This window comes from Streptomyces sp. NPDC048506 (genome assembly GCF_040651315.1).
In the GTDB taxonomy this organism is placed as follows: Bacteria; Actinomycetota; Actinomycetes; order Streptomycetales; family Streptomycetaceae; genus Streptomyces.
This window is the reverse complement of the sequence record NZ_JBEZIX010000081.1, coordinates 13,995-32,288: the sequence shown is the minus strand read 5'-3', so window position 1 is coordinate 32,288 and position 18,294 is coordinate 13,995. Positions and strand designations below refer to the sequence as shown.

8 protein-coding genes are annotated in these 18,294 nt (G+C 76.7%); all 8 read left to right on the top strand.

Going from position 1 to position 18,294, the window contains the following annotated elements; translation table 11 throughout:
* Window positions 1-537 precede the first annotated feature (537 nt).
* Genes AB0C96_RS40325 through AB0C96_RS40290 form a run of 8 tightly spaced genes read left to right on the top strand, consistent with a single transcriptional unit; the run spans window position 538 to window position 18,247 of the window.
* Window positions 538-7,359: an SDR family NAD(P)-dependent oxidoreductase gene (locus AB0C96_RS40325; protein WP_362924955.1), complete on the top strand. Its 6,822-nt coding sequence runs from the start codon at window positions 538-540 to the stop codon at window positions 7,357-7,359.
* Window positions 7,352-11,824, top strand: a complete 4,473-nt coding sequence (locus AB0C96_RS40320) for a beta-ketoacyl synthase N-terminal-like domain-containing protein (protein ID WP_362924951.1) — start codon at window positions 7,352-7,354, stop codon at window positions 11,822-11,824. The genes AB0C96_RS40325 and AB0C96_RS40320 overlap by 8 nt, the downstream gene beginning before the upstream one ends.
* Entirely contained in the window at window positions 11,814-12,131 is a 318-nt protein-coding gene (locus tag AB0C96_RS40315; protein WP_362924950.1) for an acyl carrier protein, read from the top strand. The genes AB0C96_RS40320 and AB0C96_RS40315 overlap by 11 nt, the downstream gene beginning before the upstream one ends.
* Window positions 12,132-12,138: 7 nt before the next feature.
* Window positions 12,139-12,945 (top strand): alpha/beta hydrolase, encoded by an 807-nt coding sequence (locus AB0C96_RS40310; protein ID WP_362924949.1) that lies wholly within the window; start codon window positions 12,139-12,141, stop codon window positions 12,943-12,945.
* Complete coding sequence (locus AB0C96_RS40305; RefSeq protein ID WP_362924948.1) at window positions 12,942-14,165, top strand: glycosyltransferase; 1,224 nt, start codon at window positions 12,942-12,944, stop codon at window positions 14,163-14,165. The genes AB0C96_RS40310 and AB0C96_RS40305 overlap by 4 nt, the downstream gene beginning before the upstream one ends.
* Before the next feature lie 5 nt (window positions 14,166-14,170).
* Complete coding sequence (locus tag AB0C96_RS40300) at window positions 14,171-16,078, top strand: class I SAM-dependent methyltransferase (RefSeq protein WP_362924946.1); 1,908 nt, start codon at window positions 14,171-14,173, stop codon at window positions 16,076-16,078.
* Window positions 16,075-17,028 carry a galactokinase gene (locus AB0C96_RS40295; protein ID WP_362924944.1) on the top strand — a complete coding sequence of 318 codons (954 nt, stop codon included), beginning with the start codon at window positions 16,075-16,077 and terminating at the stop codon, window positions 17,026-17,028. Before AB0C96_RS40300 ends, AB0C96_RS40295 begins: the two co-directional genes overlap by 4 nt.
* A 55-nt stretch (window positions 17,029-17,083) precedes the next feature.
* Window positions 17,084-18,247: an alkaline phosphatase family protein gene (locus AB0C96_RS40290; RefSeq protein WP_362924943.1), complete on the top strand. Its 1,164-nt coding sequence runs from the start codon at window positions 17,084-17,086 to the stop codon at window positions 18,245-18,247.
* Window positions 18,248-18,294 lie beyond the last annotated feature (47 nt).

The following is an 18,294-nucleotide window of genomic DNA, read 5'->3' as shown; positions in this document are numbered from 1 at the left end:
TTTACGTCCCACACCCCTGCCCCTCCGGCCCGTCCCCTCCCGTGAGTGGGAGGAAAGACGGTCGTGGGGGCGGGTGTGAGTGGGCTGGTGCGCGCGGGCGACGGTCTACGGGGACCCCCACCGGTCTTCTTCCACCCATCCACGGGAGGGGGCGGACCGCAGGACGAAGTCCGGAGGGGCGCAGCCGCAGCCGAACAGCCCCGCGCAGCGGCAACCGCCCGCCGCAGGCGCCACGGTGGGAAGGCCGACAACGTGGGGAGAACGCCGGCCGCCAGGCCACGGCACTGCGTTGATGACCTTGGCGGAATCAACCACCCCCTGGTGCAGGTGCGTTGACAGTGCAAAGGGGTGCCTCCACGATGCAACCTCACATCAGCGGGCTACCGCTGGTTACCGCAGGTGGCAGTGGTCAGCGTGTCCGTCCCCCACGCAGCACAAGGAGCGCCCGTGGTCCCCCGGCCCCCTCTCTCCGGCACCGCTTTCCCGGCAACTCCCGGGCCCGGCCCGTCGCCCGGCGGGCTGCCCGGGCCCCCGACCGTGGACACCACCGACCGGGACCTCGTCGTCGTGCTCTCGCCCTTCGAGGAACCGCACGAGCGGATCGTCGCGGCGGCCGAACGGGCAGGCGCCCTCGGTCTGTTGGACCTCGGCCGGGACGCCGACGCCGCGCGCCGGGCCCTCACCCTGCTCGGCGGTCGGCTGCGGCGTCCGTACGGCGTCCGCGTCCCCGCGGGCTGCCCGCTCACCCCCGCGGACCTGCCGGACCAGGTCGACACCGTGCTGCTCGCCGACCCGGCGGGGTACGCACCACAGGAGCCGGATACCGACCGGCGCACGGTCCCCGGACCGGCCGACTGGTCCGACGGCGGCCGTCGCCGGACATGGGCCGAGGTCACCACTCCCGAGGAGGCCGCCGCGGCGACGGCCGCCGGAGCCACCGCGCTGGTCGCCCGGGGCCATGAGTCCGGCGGACGGGTCGGTGACCTCACCACCTGCGTCCTGTTGCAGCGCCTGCTGGCCGACCCCGAGGTCACCGTCCCGGTCCTCGCCGCCGGCGGCATCGGCGCGCACACCGCCGCCGCGGCCGTCGCCGGCGGAGCCGCCGGCGTGCTGCTCGACTCCCAACTCGCGCTCACCGCCGAGGGGGAGGACCGGCTGCCCCGTACGCTCGCCACCGCGCTCCGGGCCATGGACGGCAGCGAGACCACGGTCGTCGACGGCCACCGGGTACTGAGCCGCCCCGACCTGGGCGGCTCGGTACCCCTCGGCCAGGACGGCGCGTTCGCCGCCCGGCTCGCCGCGCGGCACCGCACCACCGGCGGCATCGTCCAGGCCGTGCGGGCCGCCGTCGTCGGCCACCTCGACGCCGCGGCGCGCACCCGTCCGCTGGCCCCCCGCCCCGGTGCCCGCCACCTGCCGGTGGCCCAGGGGCCGATGACCCGGGTCAGCGACGAGGCCGCCTTCGCCGCCGCGGTGGCCGCCGCGGACGGGCTGCCCTTCCTCGCCCTCGCCGTCATGGACGGCGGGCAGGTGCGCCGCCTCCTCGCCGAGACCGCCGAGCGGTTGGGCGAACGACCGTGGGGCGTCGGTCTGCTCGGCTTCGCGCCGCCCGCGCTGCGGCGCGAACAGCTCGCCGCGGTGGCCGAGTTCGCCCCCGACTACGCGATCATCGCCGGCGGCCGGCCCGACCAGGCCGCGCCCCTCGAAGCCGCCGGGACCCGTACCTACCTGCACGTCCCCTCGCCCGGCCTGCTGGAGCGCTACCTCGCCGAGGGCGCCCGCCGCTTCGTCTTCGAGGGGCAGGAGTGCGGTGGCCACATCGGACCCCGGGCCAGCTTCCCGCTGTGGGAGGAACAGATCGAGCGGCTCCTCACCCACGACCGGGAGTACCGCGGGACCGCCGCGGACCTGGACGTCCTCTTCGCGGGCGGCATCCACGACGCCCGCTCGGCCGCGATGGCCGCGGCCGCCGCGGCCCCGCTCGCCGAACGCGGCGCCCGGATCGGCGTCCTGATGGGCACCGCCTACCTCTTCACCGAGGAGGCCGTGGCCACCGGCGCCGTCCTCCCCGGCTTCCAGCGCACGGCGCTGGCCTGCGACCGGACCGTACTGCTGCGGACCGCGCCCGGCCACGCCACGCGCTGCGCCGACACCGCGTACGCCGAGGAGTTCGCGGCCACCGGGCGCCGCCTCGCCGAGCGCGGCGACGATCCGCGCGCCCGGTGGGAGGAGTTGGAGCGCCGCAACCTGGGACGGCTGCGGATCGCCAGCAAGGGGCTGCGGCACACCGACGGCGGGCCGCCGGCGCCGGTCGGCGAGCCGGAACAGCTGCGGGAGGGCCTGTACATGCTGGGCCAGGCCGCCACCGCCCGCGACGCCACCACCACCGTCGCCGCACTGCACACCGCCGTCACCGACGGGGCGACCGCCCAGCTCACCGCCCGGGCCGAGGCCCTCCGGCCGCCCGCCGCACCGCCCGACCGGGACGCGGCGCCGCTGGACATCGCCATCATCGGCATGGCCTGCTGCTTTCCCGGCGCGCCCGACACCGCCCGCTACTGGTCGCACGTCGTGGCCGGCGTCGACTCCGTCACCGAGGTGCCCACCGAACGCTGGGACGCCGGCACCTACCACGACCCGGACCCCGCCCGCGCGGGCGAGCGCACCCCGTCGCGCTGGGGCGGCTTCCTGCCCGCCGTCCCGTTCGACGCCCTCGCCCACGGCATCCCCCCGGCCTCCCTCACCGGCATCGAACCGGTCCAGCTGCTCGCGCTGGACACCGCCGCCAAGGCCCTGGCGGACGCCGGGTACGCCGACCGCGACTTCGACCGGTCCCGCACCAGCGTCGTCTTCGGTGCCGAGGCCGGCACGGAACTGGCCGGCGCCTACGGCCTGCGCGCCCTGCACCCCGCCTACCTGGGAGACCTGCCGCCCGCCCTGGACGCCGAACTGCCGCGGCTGACCGAGGACTCCTTCCCCGGTGTGCTCGCCAACGTCGTCGCCGGACGGATCGCCGGCCGACTCGACCTCGGCGGCGCCAACTGCACCGTCGACGCCGCCTGCGCCTCCTCGCTCGCCGCACTCGACCTGGCCTGCCGGCAACTCCGTGACGGCGACAGCGACATGGCGCTCTGCGGCGGCGCCGACCTGCACAACGGCATCAACGACTACCTGATGTTCGCCTCCGTCCAGGCCCTGTCGCCCACCGGCCGCTGCCGGCCGTTCGACGCGGCGGCCGACGGGATCGCGCTCGGCGAGGGCGTCGGTGCGCTGGTCCTCAAGCGCCTCGCCGACGCCGAGCGGGACGGCGACCGGATCTACGCGGTCGTCAAGGCGGTCGGCACCTCCAGCGACGGCCGGTCCCTCGGACTGACCGCGCCCCGGCCCGAGGGGCAGCGGCGCGCCCTGGAGCGCGCCTACCGGCGTGCCGGGATCAGCCCCGCACAGGTGGGCCTCCTCGAAGCGCACGGCACCGGCACGGCGGTCGGCGACGCCACCGAACTCGCCGTCCTCACCGAGCTGTTCGAGTCCGCCGGGGCCGCGCCGGGAAGTTGCACCCTGGGCTCGGTCAAGTCGCAGATCGGGCACACCAAGTGCGCGGCCGGCCTGGCCGGGCTGATCAAGGCCGCGCGTGCCGTGCACGCCGGTGTCCGGCCGCCGACCCTGCATCTGACCCGGCCGGGGGCGGACGCCGGCCCGTTCCGCTTCGAGGCGGCCGGCGCGGCTCGCCCCTGGGCGGTCCCCGTCGAGCGGCGCTTCGCCGGGGTGAGCGCCTTCGGCTTCGGCGGCACCAACTACCATGCGGTGCTGGCCGGTTACCCGGACGCACCCGAGCCCGCCCACACCCTGGAGGAGTGGCCGGCCGAACTCTTCTGCTTCCGCGGGGCCGACCGCCCCGCCGCCGTACGGGCCGTCGACCGCCTCCTGGCACGGCTGACGGAGCACGACGCGGCCGGACGGCCCTGGCCGCTGCGCGACCTGGCCGCCGAGACCGCGTCCGCGACCGACGGACCGGTCCAGATCTGCGTGGTCGCCGAGGACCTCGACGATCTCGCCGCCAAACTGGCGACGGCCCGGCGGGCAACCCCGGCCGACGGTGTCCACGTCCGCGCGGCGGAAGCCGACCCCGGGCTGGTCGGCTTCCTCTTCCCCGGGCAGGGCAGCCAACGGACCGGCATGCTGGGCGAGCTGTTCCTCGCCTTCCCCGCCCTGCGCGGACTGCTGGACGGCGCCGACCCGGAGTGGGTCGCCGCCATGTTCCCGCCCACCGCCTTCACCCCCGAGCAGCGCGCCGCCCAGCACGCCGCCCTCACCGACACCCGCGTCGCCCAGCCGGCCCTCGGCCTCGCCTCGGCCGCCGCCCACCGGCTGCTCACCGCCCTCGGCGTCCGCCCCGACTGCGCGGCGGGCCACTCGTATGGCGAACTGACCGCGCTGTGGGCCGCCGGAGCGTATGACACCGAGGCGCTGCTCAGGCTGAGCGCCCGGCGTGCCGGGGCGATCCGCGCCGCCGCCGGGGACGACCCCGGGACGATGGCCGCCGTGGCCGCCGCTCCGGACCGGGTGCGGGAGCTGATCGGAGCCGGCGCGGTGGTCGTCGCCAATCACAACGCGCCCGAACAGACCGTGGTCTCCGGTCCCACGCGCGCCGTGGCGGCGGCCGTGGAGGCGCTGCGGACGGCCGGCGCAGAGGCGCACCCGCTCCAGGTCGCCTGCGCCTTCCACAGTCCTCAACTCGCCGATGCCAGCGTGGAGTTGGCGGACGAGCTGGCCGCCACGGCGCTGTCGGCACCCGGCTTCCCGGTCTGGTCCGGCGTCACCGCCCGGCCGTACGGGCCGGACACCACCGCGCTGCGGGACACCCTGGCCGGCCAGCTCGCCGAGCCGGTGCGCTTCGTGGCGCAGATCGAGGACATGTACGCCGCCGGGGTGCGCACCTTCGTGGAGGCCGGACCCGGCCGGGTCCTCACCGGCCTGGTCCACCGCATCCTCGGCGAGCGACCGCACACCGCGGTCCCGTTGGACGTCCCCGGCGAGTCCGCACTGGCCCGGCTGCCGCTGGTGCTGGCCCAACTGGCCGCGGCCGGCGTCCCGATCGACCCGGAGGCGCTGTTCCGCGGGCGGACCCGGACGCTGCCGGCCACCCCGCCGCGCCGTCCGGGGTGGCTGGTGGACGGACACCTGGTGCGCACCGCCGACGGCGCCTGTCTGCCGGGCGGGCTGCGCCCGGCGCGGCGGGTGGCGGTACGGCCGGAGAACGGGGCGCGCGGGAGCGACCGCTCCGCCCGGCAGGACGCGGTGCTGGAGTACCTGCGCGGCGCCCGTGAGCTGGTGGCGGCCCAACGGGACGTCGTGCTGCGGTACTTGGGGGAGGCGACGGCCGGTGACCCGCCGGAGCCCCCGCCCGAGGTGCAGCGGACGGCGCCACCGCTCGCCGCCGCCGCGCACGTCGCGGGCGGGGCCCCGCCAGCCATGGCTCCGGCCGCAACCGCGGCCGCCGACGCCGGGCCGGCCGACGTACCTCCGCAGCTGACGGACGACCAACTACTGGACGCCGTACGGGAGATCATCCACACCCGGACCGGCTATCCGCGCGAGATGCTCGACGCGGGGCTCGACCTGGAGGCGGACCTCTCGGTGGACTCCATCAAGCGGGTGGAGATCGTAGGCGCGCTGGCCGACCGGGTCGGACTGTCCCCGGACGCCGAACGGGCCGGGGAGTCGGCGGTGGAGCAGCTGTCCCGGATCAAGACCATCAGCGGCATCGTCGACTGGATCGCCGGCGCCCGACCCGGGCCGGAGCCGGTCGACCACGAGCCCGCGCCCGAGCCGGTCGCCCCCGCGCCGGCACACCCCGTCGGCCCTGAACCGGCACACCCCGCCGCCCCCGCTCCCGGGCGGCCGCCCGCCCGCCTGCTGGTCGAGGTCGCCCCGCTCGGCCCGCCGGTCGGCCGGCCGCCCGCCGAGGTGGTGGCCGGACGCGACCTCGTCGTGGTGGAGGACGGGCAGGGGGTGGCGCTCGCGCTCACCGCCCTGCTGGAGAGCCACGGCGCACGGGTGCGCACCGTCCCCGCCGAGCGGCTGGCGGAGACCACCGCCGAGGGGGTGGTGGACCTCAGCGCGCTGCGGGCCGGCCGCACCGCCGTACTGCCCGGACAGTACGCGGGGCTGCGCACCGCACTGACCGGAGGGGCGCGCTGGCTGCTGCTGGCGACCGCGGCCGGCGGCACCTTCGGGCACACCGCCGACAAGGACGCCCCGGACCCCCTGCCCGGCGCCGGCCTGCGCGGCTTCGCCCGCACCGCCGCCCTCGAATACCCCGACGCCCTCGTCCGCGCCGTGGACATCGACCCCAAGGACCGCCCCGCCCGCATCGCCGACCACCTCCTCGCCGAACTCTGCGCCCCCGGTGAGCCCGTGGTCGTCGGCCGCACCAACGGCACCCGGACCACACTGCGCACCGTTCCGGCACCGCTGACGGACGACCGGACCGCGCCCGGACGGCCGCCGCTCGGCCCCGACTCCGTGGTCCTGCTGACCGGCGGCGCCCGCGGGATCACCGCCCGTACGGCGCTCGCCCTGGCCCGCGCCCACGGCTGCCACATCGAACTCCTCGGACGGACACCCCTCGGCGCGGCACCCGAGGACCCGGCGCTCGCCCACGCCCACGACCGCATCACCCTGCGCGCCGCGCTGATCGCCCAGGGGCTGCGGACCCCGGCCCGGATCGAGGCGGCGGCCGACGAGGTACTGGCCCGGCGGGAGATCGACCGGACCCTGGCCGCCCTGGAGCCGCACGCCGCCTCCGTGCGCTACCACGCGGCCGACGTCACCGACGAGGCAGCGGTACGGGCCGTCGCACAGGACGTCCGGGCCCGGCACGGCCGCCTCGACGGGATCGTGCACGGCGCGGGCACCCTGGAGGACCGGCTGCTGCGGGACAAGGACCCGGCCTCGTTCGCCCGGGTCTTCACCACCAAGGTCGACGGCGCCCGCCACCTGTACGCGGTCGCCGGCGAGGACACCGGGTTCCTGGTCCTCTTCGGCAGCGTCTCCGGGGTCTTCGGCAACCGGGGGCAGGCCGACTACGCCGCCGCCAACGACGCCCTGGACACCCTCGCGCGGACCTGGTCGGCCCGTACCGGCCGCCGGGTGCTCGCCGTCGACTGGGGGCCGTGGGCCGCCGCCGGCGGCGGGATGGTCACCCCCGAGCTGGAGCGCGCCTACGCCCGCCGGGGTGTTCCGCTGCTGGACCCCGATGCCGCGGTCGGCGCCCTCCTGGACGAACTGGACCGCGGCACCGCCCCCCAAGTGGTGCTGGTCGCCGAACCGGGCGGGGAGGGGGCCGGCGATGCCTGAGGCCCCTGGACGGCGGTCCGGGGCCGGCCCCCGGCCCACCGACGCCGCGATCGTCGGCATGGGAGCGGTCCTGCCCGGCTCCGGCGATCTCACCGCGTACTGGCGCAACCTCGTGGCCGGTACGGACTGCGTCACCGAGGTGCCGCCCGGCCGCTGGGACCCGGACGTCTACTACGACCCGCAGGCGGCCCGGGGACCTGTCCGCAGCGACCGCTTCTACTGCCGGCGGGGCGGCTTCCTGCACGACCTGACCGCCTTCGACCCGGCCCGCTACGGCATCATGCCCACCACCGTCTCCGGCACCGAGCCCGATCAACTGCTCGCCCTGCGCGCCATCTCCGACGCCGTCACCGATGCCGGCGGCCCGCGGCGGCTGCCCACCGACCGCTCGCGCATCGGGGTGGTGCTCGGCCGCGGCGGCTTCATGGGCGTGGCCACCGCCCGGCTCGACCAGCGGGTCCGCACCGCCCACCAGCTCGCCACCACCCTGCGCGAACTCGCCCCGGAGTGGGGGGAGTCCAGCATCGCCGCCGCACGGGAGGCGTTCCAGGCCGGGCTCGGACCCGAGCGGCCGGACGCCGCCATCGGCCTGGTGCCCAGTTTCACCGCCGCCCTGGCCGCCAACCGGCTGGACTTCCGGGGCCCCGCCTACACCCTCGACGCGGCCTGCGCCTCCTCGCTGCTCGCCGTGGACCAGGCGGTCTCCCTGCTCGCCGCCGACCGCTGTGACCTCGTCGTCGCCGGGGCCGTGCACCACTGCCACATCGCCACCCTCTGGAGCGTCTTCACCCAGCTGCGCGCGCTCAGCCCCTCCCAGTGCATCCGCCCCTTCGACCGGCGGGCCGACGGCACCCTGCTCTCCGAGGGCACCGGCGTGGTCCTGCTCAAGCGGCTGGCCGACGCCGAGCGCGACGGGGACCGGGTGTACGCGGTCGTCCGGGGGGTCGGCGTGGCCGGGGACGGGCGCGCGGCCGGCCTGATGAGCCCTCAGGTCGACGGTCAGGTCGCCGCGCTGGCGCAGGCCTGGCGCGCCGCCGGCCTCGACCCGGAGCACCCCGCGGCGCTCGGCCTGCTGGAGGCGCACGGCACCGGCACCCCGGTCGGCGACGCAGCCGAACTGACCACCCTGTCACGGGTGTTCGGGCCGCCCGGGGCGGGCCGTGAGCCGGTCGGCCTGGGCTCGGTGAAGTCGATGATCGGCCACACCATGCAGACCGCCGGTATCGCCGGGCTGATCAAGGCCGCCCTCGCCCTGCACCACCGGACCCTGCCGCCGACCCTGCACCTGGACGAGCCGCACCGGGGCCTGGCGGACACCCGTATGCGTCCGGTCACCGAGGCCGAACCGTGGGACGGCGGGCCGGAGCCGCTGCGGGCCGGGGTCAATGCGTTCGGCTTCGGTGGCATCAACGCCCATGCGGTCCTGGAGGAGGCGCCCGGGCGGCGCCCGTCCGCACCGCCGCCGCTGCGGGTGACCGAGCCGGAGCGCACCGTCCTGCTGGCCGCCCGCACCCCCGCCGCACTGGCCGAAGCCCTCCACCACGGGGACGAGCCCGCTCCGGTGGCCGACGCCCCCTGCCGGCTGGCCCTGCTCGACCCCACCCCGCAGCGCCGCGCCCTGGCCGCCAAGGTCCTCGCCAGGGGCCGGCCCTGGCGCGGCCGCGGCGAGGTGTGGTTCACCCCGAACCCCCTCTTCGGCCCGTACGCCGCGCAGCCGGGAGCCGGGCTGGCCGTTCTCTTCCCCGGTCTGGAGGCGGAGCCACCGCCCCGGGTGGACGACGTCGCCGACCATCTGGCGCTGCCCCGCCCCCGGGTCACCGGTGGCAGCGGTCTGGTCGAGCGAGCCGTCGACACCCTCGCCGTCGGCCGCCTCCTCGCCCGTGCGCTCGGCGAAATCGGTGTGGTCCCCGACCTGTTGGCCGGCCACAGCCTCGGCGAGTGGACCGCGCTCGTGGTCGCCGGCAGGTATGCGCCGGCGGCCGTCGACGCCTTCCTCGACGCGCTGCGGCCGGGCTCGCTCGTCGTCCCCGACCTGGTCTACGCCGCCCTGGGCTGCGGCGCCGAGCAGGCGTCCGCCGCGCTGGACGGCCTGGACCGGGTCGTGGTCAGCCACGACAACTGCCCGCACCAGTCGGTGATCTGCGGCGATCCGCAGCAACTGGCGGTGGCGGTGCGCCGGCTCGCCGCACGGGGCGTCCGGGCCCAGGAGATGCCCTTCCGTTCCGGATTCCACACGCCGATGTGGGCGCCCTACCTCGACCAGGTCGGTACCGCCTTCGACGCGCTCCCGCTGCGCGACCCGGACCTCCCGGTGTGGTCGGCCACGACGGCCGCCCCCTTCCCCGAGGCCCCGTCGTCGGTACGCGGGTTGGTGCTGCGCCACCTCCTGGAGCCGGTGCGCTTCCAGCAGCTGACCCGGAGGCTGTACGACAGCGGCGTGCGCGGCTTCGTCCAGGCCGGTGCCGGCAGCCTCACCGGCTTCGTCGGCGACACCCTGCACGGGCGGGACCACCTCGCCGTCGCGGCCGCCGACCCCCGTCGCGGCGGCGTGGCACAGCTGCGCCGACTCGCCGCCGCCCTGTGGACCGAGGGGCTCAGCCCCCGCTGGGACCGGCTGCTGCCCACCGCCGAACCGACCGGGCCGAGGGTCCGGCTCGACCTCGACTCCCCGCTCGTCCGCCTCGGCGACCGGACGCCCCGCACCCCGCCGTCCCGACCGCCCGCGCCCGCCGCCGCACCGCCCCTCGACCGCCTGCCCGCCGCCGAACCGCCCGCCGACCGCCCGCCCGTCGCGGACCCCGTCCAGGAGGCCTTCGACGCGGTGCTGGCCGCAACCGCCGCCGCCACCCGCACGGTGGCCGCCGCGGCCGCGGCCCCGCCACCGCCCGGCCCCCGCCGCACCGTCCGCCGGCTCTCCCTCGACACGCTTCCGTACGTCCGCGACCACTGCATCTACCAGCAACCGGACGACTGGCCCGAGCCCGCCGACCGGTTCCCCGTCGCCCCCATGACCACCCTGCTGGAACTCGCCGCGGAGGCCGCCCGGGAGACCCTGCCGGGACACACCGTCACCGGCTGGTCCGACGTACGGGCCCTGCGCTGGCTGCCGGTCGCCCCGCCCGTGGACGTCACCGTCGACGCCACCCCCGCCGGGCCCGGCCGGGTACGGGTGAGCCTCGGCGGCTACGCCGTCGTCACCGTCCACCTCGCCGCCCGCCACCCGGCACCGCCGCCCCCCGACCCCGCACCGCTGGCCTCCTCCGGTCCGGCGCCGGTCAGTGCCGAGGCGCTCTACCGGGACCGGTGGATGTTCCACGGTCCGGCCTTCGCCGGAGTACACGAGGTCGGCACGCTGGCCGCCGACGGCATCCGCGGGACGCTGCGCGCACTGCCCGCACCCGGCGCCCTCCTGGACGCCGCCGGACAACTCCTCGGCCACTGGATGCAGCTCCGACTCACCACCGACCGGCTGGTCTTCCCGGCGACCCTGGACCGGGTCCGGCTCTACGGGCCCCCGCCCCGCGAGGGCGCACTGCTCGCGGCCACCGCCCGGATCCGCGAGGTACGGCCCGGCTCGGTGCGCGGCGACGTGGAACTGCGCGGCACCGACGGCGCCGTGTGGGCGCACCTGGAGGGCTGGACCTACCGGCGCTTCGGTGCCGACGAGCGGGTGTGGCCGATGAAGTTCACCCCCGAGGTGTGCGGCATCGGCGAACCCCGGCCGGGCGGCTGGTGCCTGGCCCGTCGCCGCTGGTCGGACCCCGCCTCGCAGGAGCTGGTCATGCGCCGCTACCTGGGCGCGGCGGAACACCCGCACTACGAACGGTGCGCCCCGGGCGCCCGCACCGCGTGGTTGCTGGGCCGGATCGCGGCCAAGGACGCGGTCCGCCACCTGCTGTGGGAGGAGGGAGCCGGACCGGTGTTCCCGGCCGAGATCCCGCTCGTCGACGACCACCGCGGCCACCCCCGCCCCACCGGCCCGCTCGCCGACGGCATCCACCTCGCGCTGGCCCACACGGACCGGACAGCGGTCGCCCTGGCCCGCCGCTCGGGCCCGCTCGGGATCGCCGTCCGGGCCGTCGACGACGCTCCCGATGCCGTGGCGCGGCTCGCCCTCACCCCGGACGAACGCCGCCTGGCCGACCGCCTCCTGATGCCCGACGCGCCCGGGAGCGCCGGCCGCGCCGACCGGCTCACCGCGCTGTGCTGCGCGAAGGAGGCCGCGGCGCGGGCCGGGGGCGCCGGACCCGGCGACCCGTCACCGGAGTGGACGGTGGCACCCGCGCCCGGCGGTGCCCTCCGGCTCCACGCCCCGGACGGTCGGCAGCACCTCGTCCATCTCGCCCCTTCCGACACCGCCCACGACCGGCCGGTACGCCACGTCGTCGCCTGGACCGGGCCGCCCGCCGCCGACCGTACGGGCGCCGCCACCCCCACCCCCACGGAGGCCACCCATGGCAGCTGACCCCGCTCCCCGGCACATCCGGGCGATCCTGGAGGAGATCACCGGCATGCTGGTACAGGTCGCCGGCGATGAGCTCCTCGTCGTCGGCGAGATCACCCCCGCCACCACCTTCAACGACGACCTGGCGCTGGAGAGCATCGAATTCGTCGCCCTGGCCGAGCTGTTGCAGCAGCGCTACGGCACCACGGTGGACCTGCTCGGCTACCTCGCAGAGAAGGACCTCGACCAGATCCTGGCCATGACGGTCGGCGAACTCGCCACCCATATCGCCCGGGTCACCGCCGCCGACCAGGCCCACGCGGGCTGAGCGCGCCATGGCCCTCACCCGCGCGGGCGCACTGCGTCTGCACACCCAGTGGCTACCGGGCCGAGGCGACGGCCCCCGGTCCGACGGGCCCGCCGTCGTCCTGCTCCACGGGCTCGTGATGGACAACCTGTCGAGCTTCTACTCCACCCTCGCCGGTCCGCTCTCCCGCGCCGGACACCCGGTGCTCCTCTACGACCAGCGCGGGCACGGCCGCAGCGAGCGCCCGCCCACCGGCTACGACCGGGACACCGCGGTGGCCGACCTCGCCGCCCTGCTCGCCGTCCTCGGCCTCGACCACCGCCCGGTCCATCTGATCGGCAACAGCTACGGCGGTGCCCTCGCCCTGCACACCGCGCTGGTCCGGCCCGACCTGGTCGCCTCGCTCGTCCTGATCGAGGCCCAGCTGACCGGCGACTGGATCGAGGAGATGACCGACACCCTCTCCGTCGCCGCCCTCGGCCTGGAGGACGGCCGGCTCCGCGCGCAGCTCGCCGCGCTCGGGCAGCGCAAGGAGGCCCGGCTGACCGCCGGCGCCGACGCCCTGCTCAACCACACCACCCTGATCGAGGACATCGCCGCCGGCCGCGCCTTCACCGCCCGCGACTTCGCCCGGCTCGACCGCCCGGTCCTCGCCGTCTACGGGGAACACTCCGAACTTCTCCCCGGTGCACGCGAGTTGGCCGCCCAGGCGGCGGACTGCGAGCTGTGTGTGCTGCCGGACGTGGGCCACACCGTGCTCAAGGACGCCACCGCCGGACTGCGCGACGCGGTGCTGGCACGACTGCGCGGCCGGGTCGGGGCGGTGGCCGGATGAGAGTGCTGTTCGTCGTCCCGCCGCTCGCCGGACACATCAACCCCACCGTCGCCGTCGCCGCCGAACTGACCGCCCGCGGACACCAGGTCGCCTGGACCGGCCCCGCCGCCGCCCTGGCCCGACTGCTCCCCGCACACGCCCTCCGCTACCCGGCGGGCGACCGGGACCCGGCCGACGGCCAGGACGGGCTGCACCGGCAGTGGCGCGATCTGCGCGGGATCGCGGCCCTGCGCTTCCTGTGGGCGGACGTCCTCATCCCGCTGGCGCACGCCATGCTGCCCGGCGTCCACGACGCCGTCGAGGCCTTCCGCCCCGATGTGCTCGTCGCCGACCAGCAGGCGCTCGCCGGGCCCCTCGTGGCCCGCCGGCACGGTCTGCCCTGGGCCACCTCGGCGACCACCTCGGCGGAGTTCACCCGGCCGTACCAGGGCGTACCGAAGGTGGGGGAGTGGGTGGCGCAGCGCATCGCCGGGCTGCTCGCCGACACCGGCGCGCCGGGCGGCTGGGACCCCCGGTTCTCACCGCACCTGGTGCTGGTCTTCTCCACGCCCGACCTCGTCGGAACACCCGGTGCCGACGGCGACGGCCACGCCTTCGTCGGCCCCGCCTTCGGCGCCCGCCCACCCGCCGGCGCCTTCCCGTGGCACCGCCTCGACCCCGTGCGCGCCCGTGTGCTCGTCTCGCTGGGCACCGTCAACCGCGAGGCGGGCGCCCGCTTCTACCCCGTCGTACTGGACGCCGCGGCCGCCCTCGCGGACCGGGTCCAGCTGATCCTGGCCGCCCCCGGCGACCTCACCGGCACCCTCCCGCCGAACGTGCTCCACCAGGAGTACGTCCCCCAACTCCAGCTGCTGCCGCACCTCGACGCGGTGCTGTGCCACGGCGGCCACAACACCGTCTGCGAGGCACTGGCGTACGGACTGCCGCTGGTCGTGGCGCCGGTCCGGGACGACCAGCCGGTCGTCGCCCGCCAGGTGACCGAGTCCGGCGCCGGGGTCCGGGTCCGCTTCGGCCGGGCCGGTGCGGACGAGCTGCGACAGGCCCTGACCGCCGTACTGGACGACCCCGCGCACCGCACCGCGGCCCGCCGCATCCAGGCCTCCTTCGCCGCGGCCGGTGGCGCCGGCGCCGCCGCCGACCGCCTGGAGCGGCTGCCGCTCGGCCCGACAGCGCCCTCCACCGCCACCCAGTCCGCACCCCACCCCACGAAGGGACCGTGAGGCAGATGACGCGAGCGCACCGCACCGGAGCGGGAACGCGATGGTTGGCGGCCGCCACGGCGGTGGCCCTGGGCGCCGGCACCGTGCGCGCCCGCCGCCGGCTCGCCGCACTGCCCGTCCTCGACCCCGCCGGACCGTACGACCCCGCCCGGCCGTCGCTCGCCGGCTGGCGGCTGCTCACCGCGACCGGTGTCACCGCCGACCAGGCGACCCTGCACGCCGCCGTCGCGCACGCCGAACGAGAAGGGCTGCGCGTGGTGGACCTGATCCCCGCGCACCTGGACGCGGAGAGCGCCCTCGGCCTGCTCCGGCTGCTCGACCCGGTGGCGCACCGCGCGGACCGGTGCGCGCCGGGCCACGGCGCCGGGCACGCCCTCCTGGTGGCCGACGACGTCCACCGGCGCGCCGGGCTCGACGCCACCGCCGGCACGGACGCCGCCGGCACGGACGCCGCGCCGCCGCGGTCGGTCGCCGACCTCGTCCGGCTGTGCGCCACGCTGAAGGAGTACGCCCCGGACGCCACCGGCTGGGCCATCGCCCCCGGTCTCACCGCACCGGCCCCCGACCCCGGGCAGCGCGCCGCGGAGCTCGCGGCCCGGGGACTGCCGCCGCGGCTGCTCGCCGCCGCCCGGCTCGCCGGCCTCGTCCTGCTCGCCAAGTCCCTCGCCACCGAGCCCCGTTGGGGCGCGGTGGCCGCCGCTCTGTACTGGCTCCAGCCGACCCTGGCCCTCGTCCCCACACGGAAGCTGCGCCCAGCCGGGCTGGCCGGAGCCACGGCCGCCCGCCCGCTGCGCTCGCTGTCCACCGCCGTGCGGACGCTCGGGACCCCACCCGCCGGTGCGCCCGATGACGGCGACGGCGACGGCGCCGCGGCACGCCGCCGGGCCGCCGCCTACACCGCCGAACTCGCCGACGGCACCGACCGGTTCTTCGAACCCCGCCGACCCGACTGCCCCTGGTGCTCGGCCCCCGACCCCGTCGTCCGGGTGCGCATGCCCGACCTGCTCCAGGGCAAGCCCGGCCGCTTCACCCTCGAACGGTGCCGCCGGTGCGGCCACGTCTTCCAGAACCCCCGACTCACCCCGGAGGGGCTCGACTTCTACTACCGCGACTTCTACGACGGCCTCGGCCGCGAGGGCGCCGAACTGGTCCTGGGCCGGATGAACACCTCGTACCGGGCCCGCGCCGAACTGCTCAAGCCCTTCACCACCCCCAGGGCCTGGCTCGACGTCGGCACGGCCGCCGGGCACTTCTGCAACGCCGCCCGCGCCGTGTGGCCCGACACCCGCTTCGACGGGCTGGACATGGGCGAAGCCGTCCACGGCGCCGAGCGCCGCGGCTGGATCACCACCGCCTACCGGGGCCAGTTCCCCGACCTCGCCGACCGGCTCGCCGGGCGCTACGACACGGTCAGCATGCACCACTACCTCGAACACACCCGGGACCCGTTCGCCGAACTCGACGCGGCCGTCAAGGTCCTGGCACCCGGAGGGCACCTGCTCATCGAGCTCCCCGACCCCGAGGCCCGGATCGCCCGGCTGCTCGGCCCGCACTGGCTGCCCTGGTTCCAGCCCCAGCACCAGCACCTCATGCCGGTCGGCAACCTCACCCGGGCCCTGGAGGCACGGGGGTTCACCGTCCTCGCCGAACAGCACGGCGCCGCCCACCAGAACAACGCCGACTTCATCGGTGCCGTCGCCCTCACCGCCAACCGGCTCGTCCCCGACCCACAGGCCCCTTGGGCCACGGTCCCCGCGACCCCGGCCCGGCGCGTCGCCCGACGGGCCGTCCACACCGCGGCACTTCCCTGCTACGTCGCCGCGCTCGCCCTCGACACGCTGCGCACCGCGGTGGCCCGGGCCACCGACGGCGGCAACGCCTACCGGCTGCTCGCCCGCAAGGAGCTGGGGTGAGCGCCGCGGACCTCGCCGGACGGCTCACCGCGGACCCGGTGCTGCGCCTGCTCGCCCACGGCTTCGCCACAGCCAACCACCGCCCGCCCGACGCGGTGTGGCAGGCCCCGTACGCCTTCCACTGCACCGCGCACGCCGTGCCGCCCGGCCGGGCGCCCACCGGGACCGGGCCGCGCACCGACTGGGTCGCGGCGGCCGACCGGCGGGTCGGGGTGGCCGTCGCGGCGCGCGCCGACGGGATGCTCCGCTGCGGCTCGCTCAACCACCCTGCCGAGGGCGCCGAGTTGCCGCTGACCGGACCGGCCGGCCGGGCCCCCGACTGGGCGGCCCGCCCCTACGCCGCGCTGCGCGCACTGGCCGCCGCCGGAATCGGCCGGGGCGGCGCCGACCTACAGCTGAACGCCACGCTGTCGGAGGCCGTGGGGCTGCCCCTCGCCGAGCCCCTGGAGTGCGCGGCCGCCCTGGCCGTCGCGGCCGCACACGCCGACCGGGGCGGGCCCCCGCTGCACCGCGCGCAGCTGCTGCGCCTCCTCGGCGGTGCCGTCCCCGGTGACCAGGCGCTGCGCCGGGCCGTGCTCTTCGCCCGGCCCGGACGGCTCCTCGCGGCGGACGGGAGCGTCCACCAGCCGCTGCACTCCCCGGACGGTGGCCCGGAGCCGTCCCTGCTGCTGGTGACGGTCCGTACCGCCGCCACCGGAGGCGACGGGCGCACGCCGGCCGGTGCGGCCGCCACCGGTGTCGCCCTCGTGCTCCGCGAGGCACTGCGCGCCGGGGCCTGGTCCGCCTGGTGGCCGGGCCGCCGCCCGGGCCGCAGCGTGCTGGTGCTGGCGCCCGGGGACCGGCGTGCCGCGATCCGCACCGCGGTGGCCGGCGCCTGCGCCCGCTGCGCGCTGCCCGTTCCGCGCTTCCTGCGGATCACCCTCGCGGACGCCGCACACCGCGCGCACTGACGACCACCCCGGCCCACCCCCCCCGTCGAGCAGCCCCCACGACAAGGAGCGGAACGTGAGAAGACCCGGAACGACCCGTCTGCGCAGGGCCCTCGCCGCGGCCCTCGGCGCACTCGGCCTGATCGTCGTGGCGACCACCGCCGAGGCCCACAACGGCAGCACCGGCGGCGCGCTGCCGACCTACGACCACGTCGTGGTCGTCGTCTTCGAGAACAAGCAGTACGGCGAGATCATCGGCAGCGCCGACGCGCCCTACATCAACCAACTCGCCCAGGACGGCGCCAGTCTGACCGATATGAAGGCGCTGACCCACCCCAGCCAGCCGAACTACTTCAACCTCTTCTCCGGCGCCACCCAGGGCATCACCGGCGACGGCTGCTACCCGCCCCGGTCGATGACCGCGCCCAACCTCGGCCAGGAACTGATCGCCGCCGGCAAGACCTTCGCGAGCTACAACGAGGGCCTGCCGAACGAGGGCTCCACCACCTGCACCAGCGGCCAGTACGCGCAGAAGCACAACCCCTGGTTCGCGTTCGGCAACGTGCCGTTGAACACCGGCAAGACCTTCGCGCAGTTCCCCAAGGACGACTTCGGCACCCTGCCGACGCTGTCCTTCGTCATCCCGAACCTGTGCAACGACATGCACGACTGCCCGGTGGGCAGCGGCGACACCTGGATCAAGGACAACCTCTCCTCGTACGCCGCGTGGGCCACGGCCCACAACAGCCTGCTGATGCTGACCTGGGACGAGGACAACTACCTGGGCTCCAACCGGATCGCGACGGTGTTCTACGGCGCTCACGTCCGACCGGGCGGCGTCGCCGGCGCCGCGTACAACCACTTCAGCCTGCTGAGGACGTTGGAAGACCTCTACGGCACCGGACACGCGGGCAACGCCGCCACCGCGAGCCCGGTCACCGAGGTCTTCGACACCGGCGGCAGCGAGCCGCCCGGCGGCGACCTCACCCTCGCCAGCCCCGGCCCACAGACCTGCCGACTGGCCCAGGCGTGCACGGTCCGGTTGACCGCCACCGGAGGCAGGGCCCCGGTCACCTACCGCGTCACCGGCCTGCCCCTGGGCCTGACCGCCGATGCGGCGAGCGGCCGGATCACCGGCAGGCCGTGGCAGACCGGCACGTTCCAGGTCACCGCCACCGCCGGCGACGCGGCGAACGCCACCGCCACGGCCCACTTCCCGCTCACCGTCACATGGTTCTGACCCGGCCCGAGGAGATCCCCGTGGCAGGTGCCGACGAAACGGCGGAG